The sequence below is a fragment of the Streptomyces pyxinicus genome (assembly GCF_024753135.1).
In the GTDB taxonomy this organism is placed as follows: Bacteria; Actinomycetota; Actinomycetes; order Streptomycetales; family Streptomycetaceae; genus Streptomyces; species Streptomyces pyxinicus.
Window position 1 is genome coordinate 21906 of record NZ_JANUGP010000022.1, and the last position, 12164, is coordinate 34069.

The 12164-nt window shown below is 73.6% G+C and carries 7 protein-coding genes; 3 read left to right on the forward strand and 4 right to left on the reverse strand.

All coding sequences use genetic code 11. The features are described from left to right. Positions 1-6 precede the first annotated feature (6 nt). From solA to NX794_RS25000, 3 genes are all read left to right on the forward strand, one after another. Positions 7-1176, forward strand: a complete 1170-nt coding sequence (solA, locus tag NX794_RS24990) for an N-methyl-L-tryptophan oxidase (protein ID WP_258781158.1) — start codon at positions 7-9, stop codon at positions 1174-1176. Further along, positions 1173-2303 (forward strand): aromatic ring-hydroxylating oxygenase subunit alpha, encoded by a 1131-nt coding sequence (locus NX794_RS24995; RefSeq protein ID WP_258781159.1) that lies wholly within the window; start codon positions 1173-1175, stop codon positions 2301-2303. The genes solA and NX794_RS24995 overlap by 4 nt, the downstream gene beginning before the upstream one ends. Before the next feature lie 64 nt (positions 2304-2367). Next, positions 2368-3936 carry an APC family permease gene (locus NX794_RS25000; RefSeq protein WP_258781160.1) on the forward strand — a complete coding sequence of 523 codons (1569 nt, stop codon included), beginning with the start codon at positions 2368-2370 and terminating at the stop codon, positions 3934-3936. Between the two features lie 101 nt (positions 3937-4037). On the opposite strand, the gene NX794_RS25005 is transcribed toward NX794_RS25000, so the two are convergent. The 4 genes from NX794_RS25005 to NX794_RS25020 form a co-directional block, all read right to left on the reverse strand. Continuing rightward, positions 4038-8696: a hypothetical protein gene (locus NX794_RS25005; protein WP_258781161.1), complete on the reverse strand. Its 4659-nt coding sequence runs from the start codon at positions 8694-8696 to the stop codon at positions 4038-4040. A gap of 47 nt (positions 8697-8743) precedes the next feature. Beyond that, on the reverse strand, positions 8744-9622 hold the full coding sequence (locus tag NX794_RS25010; protein WP_258781163.1) for a hypothetical protein: 879 nt from the start codon (positions 9620-9622) through the stop codon (positions 8744-8746). A 160-nt stretch (positions 9623-9782) separates the two neighbouring features. Continuing rightward, positions 9783-11309: a hypothetical protein gene (locus tag NX794_RS25015; RefSeq protein WP_258781164.1), complete on the reverse strand. Its 1527-nt coding sequence runs from the start codon at positions 11307-11309 to the stop codon at positions 9783-9785. A 59-nt stretch (positions 11310-11368) separates the two neighbouring features. After that, positions 11369-12097, reverse strand: a complete 729-nt coding sequence (locus NX794_RS25020; RefSeq protein ID WP_258781165.1) for a GntR family transcriptional regulator — start codon at positions 12095-12097, stop codon at positions 11369-11371. Positions 12098-12164 lie beyond the last annotated feature (67 nt).

Genomic DNA, 12164 nt, shown 5'->3' on the forward strand with positions numbered 1-12164 from the left:
GCGTCCGTGTCACCGTCCTACGACGTCATCGTCATCGGCCTCGGCGGCATGGGCAGCGCCGCCGCCCACCACCTGTCCGCGCGCGGCGCCCGGGTGCTCGGTCTGGAGAAGTTCGGTCCCGTGCACGACCGGGGCTCCTCGCACGGCGGTTCGCGGATCACCCGGCAGTCGTACTTCGAGGACCCCGCCTACGTGCCGCTGCTGCTGCGCGCCTACGAGCTGTACGAGGACCTGGCGCGGGCCACCGGCCGGGAGATCGCGATCCTCGGCGGCGGGGTGATGGTCGGCCGGCCCGACTCCCGTACCGTCGCCGGCTCGCTGCGCTCGGCCCGGCAGTGGGACCTGCCGCACGAGATGCTCGACGCCAAGGAGATCCGGCGCCGCTTCCCGACCCTCACCCCGGACGACGACGAGGTGGCGCTGTACGAGCGCAAGGCCGGCCTGCTGCGGCCCGAGAACACCGTCGCCGCGCACCTCCAGCTGGCCACCCGGCAGGGCGCCGAGCTGCGCTTCGAGGAACCGGTACTGCGCTGGGAGCCGTACCGGGACGGCGTGCGGGTGCACACCGCCGAGAACACCTGTACGGCCGCCCGGCTGGTGATCTGCCCCGGCGCCTGGGCGCCCGGGCTGCTCGCGGACCTCGGGGTGCCGTTCACGGTCGAGCGGCAGGTCATGTACTGGTTCCAGCCCCGGGGCGGCACCGGGCCGTTCGTGCCGGAGCGCCATCCGATCTACGTCTGGGAGGACGCGGCAGGCGTCCAGGTGTACGGCTTCCCGGCCATCGACGGGCCCGGGCTGGGCGCCAAGGTCGCCTTCTTCCGCAAGGGGCGGGCGACCACCCCGGAGACCATCGACCGGACCGTGCGCGAGGACGAGGTCCGGGACATGGCCGGCCACGTGTCCCGGCACATCCCGGACCTGCCCGGCACCTTCCTGAAGGCCGCCACCTGCATGTACACCACCACCCCCGACGAGCACTTCGTGATCGCCCGGCATCCGGACCACCCCGAGTCGGTGACCGTGGCCTGCGGGTTCTCCGGGCACGGCTTCAAGTTCGTGCCCGTGGTCGGCGAGATCCTGGCCGACCTGGCCCTGACCGGCTCCACCGCGCATCCGATCGGCCTGTTCGACCCCGCCCGCCTCGCCGCCGCGCCCGCCGGAGGAGCCCGCCCGTGACGACGACCCCGACCTCCCCGAGCCTCGTCGCGACCCTTCCGGGTCACTACTACACGGACCCCGAGGTCTTCCGGCGCGAGCAGGAGCTGCTGTTCGAGTCCCTGTGGTTCTGCGCGGTCCGCGTCGCCGACCTGGACCGGCCCGGCGCCTTCCGTACCGTGCAGGTGGGCCGGGAGAGCGTCCTCGTCACCCGCGCCCGCACCGGGGAGCTGCGCGCGTTCCTCAACGTGTGCCGGCACCGTGGAGCCCGCCTGTGCACGGAGGAGTCAGGCGCGGTACGGCGCTCCCTTCAATGCCCGTATCACGCGTGGACGTACGACCTTGACGGCAGGTTGATCGCCGCGCCCAACTTGATCAAGATGCCGGACGTCGACCGGGTCGCGTACGGGTTGATCAAGGTGGCCCTGCGCGAGTGGCTCGGCTACGCCTGGGTGTGCCTCGCCGACGAACCGCCCTCCTTCGAGGAGACGGTGACGCACGCGGCCGTGGAGCGGCTCGGGGACGCGGCGGCGATCGAGCACTACGGCACCGAGAGGCTGGCGCTCGGCCGGCGCGTCAGCTACGACGTGCGGGCCAACTGGAAGCTCATCGTCGAGAACTTCATGGAGTGCTACCACTGCGCCACGATCCACCCCGAACTCACCGAGATTTTGCCGGAGTTCGCCGAGGGCTTTGCCGCCCAGTACTACGTGGGCCACGGCGCGGAGTTCGGCGAGCGCATCGCGGGGTTCACGGTGGACGGCAGCCCGGGCTTCGCCACGCTGCCCGAGGTGAGCGCCGAACAGGACCGCCGTTACTACGCCATCACGGTCAAGCCGACGGTGTTCGTCAACCTGGTCCCCGACCACGTGATCCTGCACCGCATGTTCCCGCTGGCCGCGGACCGCACCGTCGTGGAGTGCGACTGGCTGTACGCGCCCGACGTGGTGGCGTCCGGCGCGGACGTGTCGAAGTCCGTGGAGCTGTTCCACCGCGTCAACGTCCAGGACTTCGAGGCGTGCGAGCGGACCCAGCCGGGTATGTCCTCGCGGGCCTACCGCGGGGGCGGGGTGCTGGTGCCCAACGAGCACCACATCGGCCTCTTCCACGAGTGGCTGCTGCACCGGCTGGGCGACGACCGCGCCTGACCCCCGGGCCCGGCAGCCGCACCCCCTACGCCGCCCGTCTCCCCCAGTGCCGAGGAGCCCGCCGATGACGAGACCCGAGCAACCGCCCATCCCGCACCACACCCATGACGACGCCGCACTCGCCGAGTTCGGCTACCGGCCCGAACTCAAGCGCACCCTCGGCCACTTCCACACCTTCGCCGCCGGCATCAGCTACATCTCCATCCTGACCGGCACCTTTCAGCTGTTCTACTTCGGCTACGGCAGCGGCGGGCCCGCGTACTGGTGGTCGTGGCCGATGGTGTTCGCCGGGCAGTTCGCGGTGGCCCTGTGCTTCGCCGAACTGGCCGCCCGCTATCCGGTGGCCGGCTCGGTGTACAACTGGTCGAAGCGGATCGGCAATCCGCATCTGGGCTGGCTCGCCGGATGGATGATGTTGATCGCGTCCATCGTGTCCATCTCGGCGGTGGCCCTGGCCTACCAGCTGACGCTGCCGCAGATCTCCTCGGTCTTCCAGATCGTCGGGGACGGCACGGGCACGTACGACGTGGCGACCAACGCGGTGATCCTCGCCGCCGTGCTGATCGTGTTCACCACGCTCGTCAATGCCTTCGGCGTCAAGCTGATGGCGACGATCAACACGGCGGGCGTGTTCATCGAGTTGATCGCGACCGTCGTATTGATCATCCTGTTCGCCGTCCACATCACCCGTGGACCTCACGTGGTCATGCAGACGAACCACACGGGATCAACCCATTCCACGGGTTACCTCGGCGCCTTCCTGGTGGCCTCGCTGGCCTCGGCGTACGTGATGTACGGCTTCGACACCGCCGCCTCCCTCGGCGAGGAGTCCCTCGACCCCTCCCGGAACGCGCCGCGCGCCATCGTCCGTGCGATCGTCGCCTCGTTCGTGCTGGGCGGACTGGTCCTGCTGCTCGCGCTGATGAGCGTGTCCAGCCTGAAGGGCGAGAAACTGTCCACGGACGGCCTGCAGTACGTCGTCCTCGACGTGCTCGGACCGACGGCCGGCAAGGCGATGCTGTGGTGCGTGCTGATCGCGGTGACGGTGTGCGCGCTGGCCGTGCACACGGCGGCGATCCGGCTGGCGTTCGCGATGGCCCGGGACACCAATCTGCCCGCGTCCGCCCTGCTGGCCAGGGTCAGCCCCCGCTTTCGCACTCCGGTACTGCCCGCCGTGCTCATCGGCGTGCTCGCGCTGGCCATCCTGGTGGTCAACATCCGCCAGCCGCAGATCTTCACGGTCGTCACCAGCATCGGCATCGTCATGATCTACCTGGCCTACCTCGGTGTGACCGCGCCGATGCTGGTGGCGCGGCTGCGCGGCAGGTGGCAGCCCGCCGGCGAGGGCAAGTTCTCGCTCGGCCGCTGGGGACTGCCCGTCAACCTCGTCGCCGTGGTGTGGGGCGCCGCCATGACGGTCAACCTGATCTGGCCCAGGGCCGCCGTCTACAACGCCACCCCTCCCCACCACTGGTATCTGCGCTGGGGCGCCGTGCTGTTCGTCGCGGTGATCGCGGGCGGCGGCTTCGCCTACTACTGGTTCGTCCAGCGCCACCGCACCGGTGTCCGCGCCGAACACCGGCTGGAGCAGCCGGGGCCGGGCGCCCCCCTCGCCGCCCCGGCGGCCGACTGATCCGTCCGACACCGGCCGGCGGGGAGGTCAGGGCCCCTGGCGTCACGGCGGGGGTGACCGGTGAGAAGGGCGCTGACCTCCTGATCGGGGACGCCCGAGGCTCAGGCCGGCTTTCTGAACATCCTCGTCGCCGTGATCTCGCTGTGCGCCGCCTCGTCCGCCCGGGGCTGGGCGGGCAGTCCCGGCCTGAGGTGCTCCTCCACGCTGATGTACTTCAGGCCCGCCCTCAGGTCGGCGTCGTTGCGCAGCCGGATGACCAGCGGGAACTCGGCCAGGGCGGTGGTGTCGAACAGGCCTGTGGTGTAAAGCAGCTGGACGCCCAGCGCGTCGGACACGGCTCGCTGGAGTTCCAGCAGGTAGGTGGCGTTGGCCCGGCCGATGGGGTTGTCCAGGAACAGCGTGCCCGCGTGCCGGTGCCTGTCGCGGCCCCGGTCGTTCGAGCGCAGGGCGGCCATCGTGCAGTACAGGGCGATGGCCGCGGTGAGGAGCTGGCCGCCGGAGAACACGTCGCCCATCTGGCCGACGGGGACGCGCTCGGCGCGCAGCACGGCGTCGGGCTTGAGGATCTCCACGGCCACGCCCTTGGGCTGGAGGGCCGCCCCGACGCCGCGCAGCAGCAGGGACACGCCGTCGCGGCGCAGGTCGGAGTTCTTCTTCACCGCCGCGCGCGTGGCCTCGTCGACGACCTCGCCGAGGCGTTCGGTGAGCGTGGCCTGGTCGGGTTCCTCGAAGCGGATGCGCAGGAACTCCTGCCCGGACCACTCCCCCAGTCCCTCCGGGAGCCGGGAGAGCCGCTGGGCGGAGCGCAGGGTGGCGAGGGCCGACTCCACGAGTCCGCGCAGCCGGTCCACGATCGAGTCGCGGTTGCGTTCCAGCTGGGCCAGTTCGTCGGTCAGCACACGCAGCCGGGGGGCGAAGGCGTCCGCCCACTTCTGAGCGTGCTCGGGCAGCGCGGCGGCGGGCAGTTCCCGGATCTGCTGCCGGGCGGGGGTGCGGACCTGCTCGTAGCGGGTGGAGTTGGCGTGCCGGACCAGGACGTCGCTGGCTTCGCGCACGGCGGACTCGGCGGCGGACAGGTCGGCGGCGCAGCCGCGCAGCGAGCGGCGGGCCTCGGCGGCGGAGTGCCGGGCCTCCTCCAGGCTGCCGGGGTACGGCTCCGGTTCCTCCTGCTCCTCCTCGGGCGGGTGCTCGCGCAGCAGGTCGCGGAGGAGCGCCGCGGTCTCCTCGAAGCCGCCGGCGCCGTCCTCGGCGGCGCGCTGGGCCGCCAGCAGTTCCGCGTGCGTCTCACGGGCCTCGGCCAGGGTCCCGGTACGGGTGGCGAGCTCGGCGGTCGCGGTGCGCAGCAGGGCCTGGGCGTGTTCGGCGTCGCGCGGGACCAGTTCCCCGGGCAGCTCGGTGTGCGCCTCGCCGTCTTCGGGGGCGAGGCGCTCGGCCTCGCCGCGCAGCCGGCCGAGTTGTTCGCTCGCGGTCGACATCCGGGTCTCCAGGAGCTGCACCAACTCCTCCGCGCGCGCGGCGGCCGCCTGCCGGGAGGGCCCGTCGGAGCCGTCGGGGGACTCCAGCAACTGCTCGGCGCGGGTGCGGACCTTGTTGCTGAGCCGGTCCAGTTCGGCGCGGGCGGCGCTCTCGTCGCTCTCCGCGCGGGCCTGCTCGGCGCGCAGGTCGGCGCCGACGCCGACCTTCTCGTAGACCTGGGACGCGGCGCGGTAGGCCTCGCGCAGGGCGGGCAGGGACGCCTTGGGGGCGTCCGCTTCCGCGGCGGGCACGTCGTCGGGGGCGCCGGCGATCTCGGCGCGCTCGGCGCGCAGGGCGCGCGCGGTACGGCGGGCGTCGTCCGCGGCGCGCTGGGCGGCGCGGCGGTCCTCGTCGGCGGCGCGGGCGCGCTCCAGGCAGGTCTGAGCGCGGGCCTCGGACTCGGCGGCCTCGTCGGCCAGTTCGCGCAGGCGCGCCTGCCAGCCGGCGCGTTCGCGGAGCCGGAAGGCGAGACCGGCCAGGGCGTCGGCGGCGCGGCGGGCCTTCTGCGCGGCCTCCTGCCGTTCGTCGCGCAGGTGGGCGGCCTCGGCCGCGGACTCGTCGGCCTCGGCGCGGGCGATACGGGCCTCGGCGAGTTCGGCCTCGGCCTCCTCCGCGAAGGCGCGGGCCTCCTGGGCGGTCCGGGCGAGTTCGGCGAGGCGGCCGGCGGGGCAGCCGGTGCGCCAGGAGGCCAGCCGGGCGGCCAGTTCGCGGTCCTTGCCGAGCCGGGCGGCGAGGGCGCGGATCTCCTCGTCCCGTTCGGTGGCCCGCGCGCGCAGGGCCTGGCGTTCCTCGTCCGCGGCGTGCTCGTCGTGCATGGCCGGGTTCGGCGGCACCAGGAAGACGTCCCCGGGGGCGTCGTCGGCGGCGGGGGCCGGGGCGAGCAGGGCGGCGGCGGTGCCGACGGCGACGGCGGAGCGGGGCAGCAGCGCGGCGTCCCCGAGGGCCTCGCGGGCCCGCGCGTGGGTGGCCGGATCGGTGATGATCACGCCGTCGACCAGCTCGGGGCGGGCGGCGAGCACCCGCGCGTGGTCGACCGGGTCGACGGCCTGCGCGAGATAACGCCAGCCGGGCAGCGCCGGGATGCCGTGCTCACCGAGGTATTCGACGGTGGCCAGTACGTCGGGTCCGGGCGGCAGGAGACCGCCGTCACCGAGGGCGCCGAGGATCCGGGAGTCGTCGGCGGCGGCCGTGCGCAACTCGAACAGGTGGCGTTCGGCACCGGTCACGGCGTCGTCCAGCAGGGCCCGCAACTCGTCGGCGAACCGGTCGAGTTCCTCGGCGCTGAGCGCGCCGTCGGCCGAGGTGCGGACCGCCTTCTCGACGCGCACCCCCGACGTGCCGTCCGTGTCGTCGGCGCCGCTGCGCGGTCCGGGCACACCGGCCCGGACCGCCCCCGGGGCGGCCGGCAGGCCGAGGAGTTCGGCGAGCCGTTCCTCGGTGGCGAGGGCCTCGGCGAGGCGGAGTTCGGCCTCGTGGGAGCGTTCGGCCGCGGTCGCCGCGTCGGCGGCGCGGGCGGCCGTCAGTTCGGCGCGGGACTCGGCGGAGGCGGCCTCGCGCGCGTGCTCGGTGGCCTTGCGGGCGGCTTCCCGGGCCGCGTCCCAGGCGGCCACGGCGGTCTTCTCGGCGTCGCTGGCGGCGAGGGCGGCGCGTGCCGGGTCGGCGTCCGGGGAGCTGTCGTCGAGCCAGCCGGCGCGGACGGCCTCGGCGGTCTCCGCCTCGACCTCGCCGAGGCGCTGGCGCAGGTGCCCGATCTCGCTGCGGGCGCGTTGCGCCTCGGTGGCGGCGGCGGTGGCGTCCCGGTGCGCCGAGTCGCCGGCCTCCTGGAGGGCTCCCGAGCGTTCTTCCTCCTCGTTGGCGAGGTGCTCGGCGCTCTCGGCGGCGGTGTGCAGGGCCCGTACGAGGTCGACGGCGGCCTTGGCGCGGGCGGCGAGCGCGGGTGCCGCGTCCCGCTCGGCCTCCTGGATGGCGGCGGACACGCGGGTGACCCGGTCGGCGGCGGCGCGGTGCCGCAGCGCGGCCTCGGCGGCCTGCCAGGCGGAGTGCAGGGTGCGGGCGTCGGCCAGTTCGCGCTTCTGCGCTGCGGCGGCCTTCTCGGCGGCGGCCAGCGCCAGGGAGGCGTGCCGGTAGGCGAGTTGGGCGGCGATCAGGGAGCTGCGCTCGCGGGCGCCCTCGGAGTGGGTGACGGCGTAGGCGGCGGCCGTGACCCGCTGGGTGAGGTCGGCGGCCCGGACCCGCTCCCGCACCGCCCGTGCGGACAGCCGCCGGGCCAGGGCGCGGGTGCGGCGCTCGGCGCCGGTGTGGACGTCCCGCGCGCGTGCCCGGGCGTCGGCCGCCTCCACGATGCGTCCGAGGAGGTCGACGGAGCCAGCGGTGAAGTCGCGTTCGGCGATGAGTTCGGCGCGTCGGCCGAGCTTGTTGCCGAAGCCGCTGACCAGGTCGGCGAGGCCGTCGGTGTCGCGGGTGTCGGTGACCGCGCGCAGCAGCAGGTCGGTGAAGTCGGAGTCCTTCTTGACCGCGAAGAGTCCGGCCGCCTCGCCCTCGTCGGCGTTCATCTCCCGCTGGTAGCGGAAGAGTTCGGGGTCGAGCCCGAGGTCGCCGAGGTGCTCGGTCCAGCGCTCGTGGGTCTCCTCCCAGTGCACCTCCAGGTGCGGGTAGGTGCGGCCCGCCTCGGTGAGGGCGTCGCGGAAGCCCTTCATGGTGCGGCGCCGGCCCTGCGCTCCGGAGACGCCCTCGGCGGACGGCCGTACGGCGGTGGCCTCGGCGACCGGCAGGTTGTCCAGGCTCAGGCCGGGACCGGGCCGGAAGGAGTACCAGGCCTCGGCGAACTTGCGGGGGTCGTTGGAGACCTGCCGACCGCGCCACTCGCTGACCTTGCCGACGACGACGCACTCGCCGGTCAGCACGTGCTGCCACTCCAGGGCCACGTGCCCGCAGTCGTCGGCGAGCAGGAACTTGCGCAGGACGCCGGAGCTGGCGCCGCCGAGGGTGTTGCGGTGGCCCGGCAGCATCACCGAGAAGATCAGTTTGAGCAGGACGGACTTGCCGCCGCCGTTCTCCAGGAACAGCACGCCGGCGGGCGCGGGCCGGCGCGGCGGCCCCGAAGGCTCCGCCGCGAAGAACTCCGCCTGGGTGGGCGCCGGGTCGGGCACGGTCGCGCCCACGCCCCGCAGGTCAAGCACGGTGTCGGCGTAGCGCGCACCGGCGGGCCCGATGGAGTAGAGGCGGACCCGGGACAGCTCGTACATGGCGGACTCTCGTCAGTCTTCGTCAGTCTGGTGAAGGGTGCGGTGGTTCAGGAATGGAAGGGCAGTCCGGCGTCGGCCACCAGGTCGAGGTCGTCGCTGTCCTCGGCGGGCAGCAGGCTGGCCGTGCCGTCGGTGACCGGGACGACGCCCAGCTCCACGAGTTCGGCGAGGGCGGCGCTGCCGGCCAGGTCGCGGACCTGGAGCTGGTAGCGGGCCGTGGTGCGGTAGGTGCCGCCGCCGTCGTCGCCGGTGCGCTGGAGGAAGCCGGAGTCGGTGAGGAAGCCCACGGCCTTGGCGACGATGCCGGTGGTGGAGGCGGCCGGGCGGCGGGCGTCCTTGGTGGCGCCGGTGGCGCTGCGTCTGGCCCAGATCCGCCAGGCGGCCTCCAGGCCGGGCGCGTCGGTGGCCGGGTCGGTGTTCTCGCCCTGTTCCTCGGCGCGCTCCTCCAGGCGGCGGCAGGCCTGCCGGACGAAGGCGTCGACGCCGTTGACCGTGACGCGGCCGATGTAGGTGTCGTCGGCCAGGTCCTCGGGGCGCGGGAAGGCGAGCGCGGCGACGGCGAGATGGGCGAGGCCGTGCAGGAAGCGGTCGCCCGAGTCGGCGGCGGTGCGCCGCGCGTAGTCGCCCATGCGGACGGCGAAGACGGAGTCCTCGGCGGCGGTCACGGCCATCCCCGCGCGCGCGGAGACCTCCAGCACGACGAGGCCGAGTCCGGCGGCGACGGCGTCGGCGAGCCGGGCGAACGCCGGGTCCTCGCGGTAGCGGCGCAGCAGCTCCGCGTACTCCTGGTCGCGCGCGGGCTGCAATTTCGGCTGCAGCCCGAAGGCGACGAGCCGCGCCGCGTCGGCGGCGTCGGCGGGGGTGACGGCGGCGGATGCCGACGGGGCCGGGGCCTCCGTGTCACTCCACTCGACGTGCTCGCTCACGGCGTTGACTCCTTGTCGCGTTCTTCTCGGTCGGTCGTACGGCCGCAATGGTTCGCATGGCTTCGGTCGGTCGTACGGCCGCGCTGGTTCGCGCGGCTTCGGTCGGTCGTACGGCCGCGGTCGCTCGCACGGCTGCGCTTACTCGTACGGCTGCGCTCGCTCATGCGGCCTCGGTGCGGTCGGCCGCCATGCCCGCCGCGTCCAGCAGGGCGGTACCGACGATCAGGTCGGCCCCGCCGAACTCGGGGTCGTCCAGCTCGGTCCCGTCGTCCACGGCGAACAGCAGCTTCTCCTCGCCCTGCCGGTAGGCGGTGCCCACCGGGGGGCTGGCCGCGTGCACGGCGAGCAGGGCGACCAGGTAGGGCAGGTCGGGGTCCTGTCCGCGGGCCTCGGCGAGCAGTCCGGAGAGTCTGCGGGGCGCGTCGGCGGGCAGGTCGAGCAGCTCCATGGCCGCGGCGAGCTGCTCCTCGCTGAACCTGCTGTCGTCCGGGGTGGCGATCAGGTCCGGCTCGGGCATCTCGGCGCCCAGGTGCTCGCGTTCCACCGGGGGCGTCAGCAGTATGTCGACCAGGTCGGCGACCCGCACCGACACCGGGGTGCGCAGACCGGTGCCGCGCGCGAAGAAGGCGTCGGTGACCCGGCTCGCCCGCTCCAGCGGCAGCGGCAGGACGGGGGCGACCAGATGGCCGTAGAGGTCTATCCCGGAGGTGGTCGCGGGGGTGGCGAAGGCCTGCCGGTCCTGCTCGGCGCGGAACAGCGGGCCGGCCTCCAGCAGGCGGGACTGGAGCAGGGTGTGGCGGCGGATGCAGTCCTTGACGATGTCGACCAGTTCGGCGGCGCGGCGCTTGTTCTCCGGGTCCTCGGTCTCGTCGCGGGCCTTGCGGATGTTGGTGAGGATGGCGTTCTCGTGGCGGTACCGCTCGGCCACGTGGTCCAGGGCCTCGGCGATCATGTCCGGTACGGCGCCGAGCCAGTCGACCGCGCGGACATTGCGCCGGGTGGCGTCGAGGGCGCGGCGCAGGGTCTCGGAGTACTGCACCGTGCGGTAGCGGGCCTGCTCGGCGGCGAGCTGGGCGTCGGCGAGCCGGCCGCGGCTGATCAGCACCTCCAGCTTGACCTCGGCGGCGATCTGGGCGCTGGTGACGTCGGTGTCGAGGGCGCCGACCAGGACGTTGACCGCTTCGTCGGTGGTGCGCAGGTAGACGGTGCCGCCGGGGCCGGGGACCTCTTCGATCAGCTTGAAGTCGTAGTCGCGCCGCACATAGGTGCCGTCCGGCGCGAAGGTGCCGTACACCGCGCGGAAGCCGCGGTCCACGCTGCCGACGTTGATCAGGTTCTCCACGACCCAGCGGGCCACCCGCTCGTGCTCCGCGCCGGGCCGGTGCGGGGCCTGGGCGGCGATGCGCGGGACCAGCCGGGCCACGATCTGCTCGTGGTCGGCGCCGGTGTCGAAGTCCATGTTGAGCGTGACCAGGTCGATGGCGGCGAGTGCCACCTCGGCCATGCCGTACACCGAGTACTCGCCGGCCAGGTTGGCCTTGCGCGCGTCGAGGTCGTGCAGCGGCGCGGTGCAGGCGAGCGCGCGCAGACGACGCGCCAGCCCCTCGTCGGCGGCCGGGCCCGGCGCCGGGCGCGGCCCCGCGCTGAGCTGGGGCGGAGCGGGGTCCGTCGATGCAGGCGAAGTCACGGTGCACAGACTAGGTCCTCGGTCTGACAACGACCCAAACGACGCAGAAGCGACGGGCGTCACACCGGCTCGGGAGCCGGCCGGGAGGGACCGGTGCCGTCCTCGCCGACCCGGCGGCGGTACACCTCCACGATCCGCCGCCGCGAGTCCGCGAGGTAGGTCTCCAACAGGCTTTCGGCCGCCTCGCGTTCCCCGGCCTTCAGGGCCTGGAGGATCTCGTGGTTGCGGGCGAGGTAGGGCTCGTGCAGCCGGCGCGGGTCGTCCACGACGTGGAAGGCGAGGCGCAGCTCGGCGAAGACGCCGCGCATCAGTTCGTCGGTGCGTTCGCTGCCGGCGAGGGCGACCAGCTCCCGGTGGAAGTGGATGTTGGCCGTACCCATCGCTTTCCAGTCGTTCCCGGCGGCCGCCTCGTCGCCCTCGGCGACCGCCGAGGCCAGGCCCTGGAGCCGGTACGGCGGTGCGCCGAGTCCGCGGACGACGGCGCACTCGACCAGGGCCCGGGTGCGGTAGATGTCCTCGACGTCCTCCACGGCCAGGATCCGGACGAACACGCCCCGGTTGAGTTCGTGGACCAGCAGGCGTTCGTGGGTGAGCAGCCGGAACGCCTCGCGCAGGGTGTTGCGGGAGACCCCGAGGGCGCCGCCGATGCTGTCCTCCGACAGCCGGGTGCCGGGCGGGAAGAAGCCGTCGGCGATGCGGCCGCGGAGGATGTCCGAAACGCGTTCCGCCGTGCTCGTGCGGCCCAGGAGGGCGCGGTCGTCGGCCAGTCCCGCCGGCTGATCTGCCATGCCCGGAATTCAATCGCAGACACCGGAACGAAACAACAAGGGTATTGAAGGATCGTTGAACGATCCC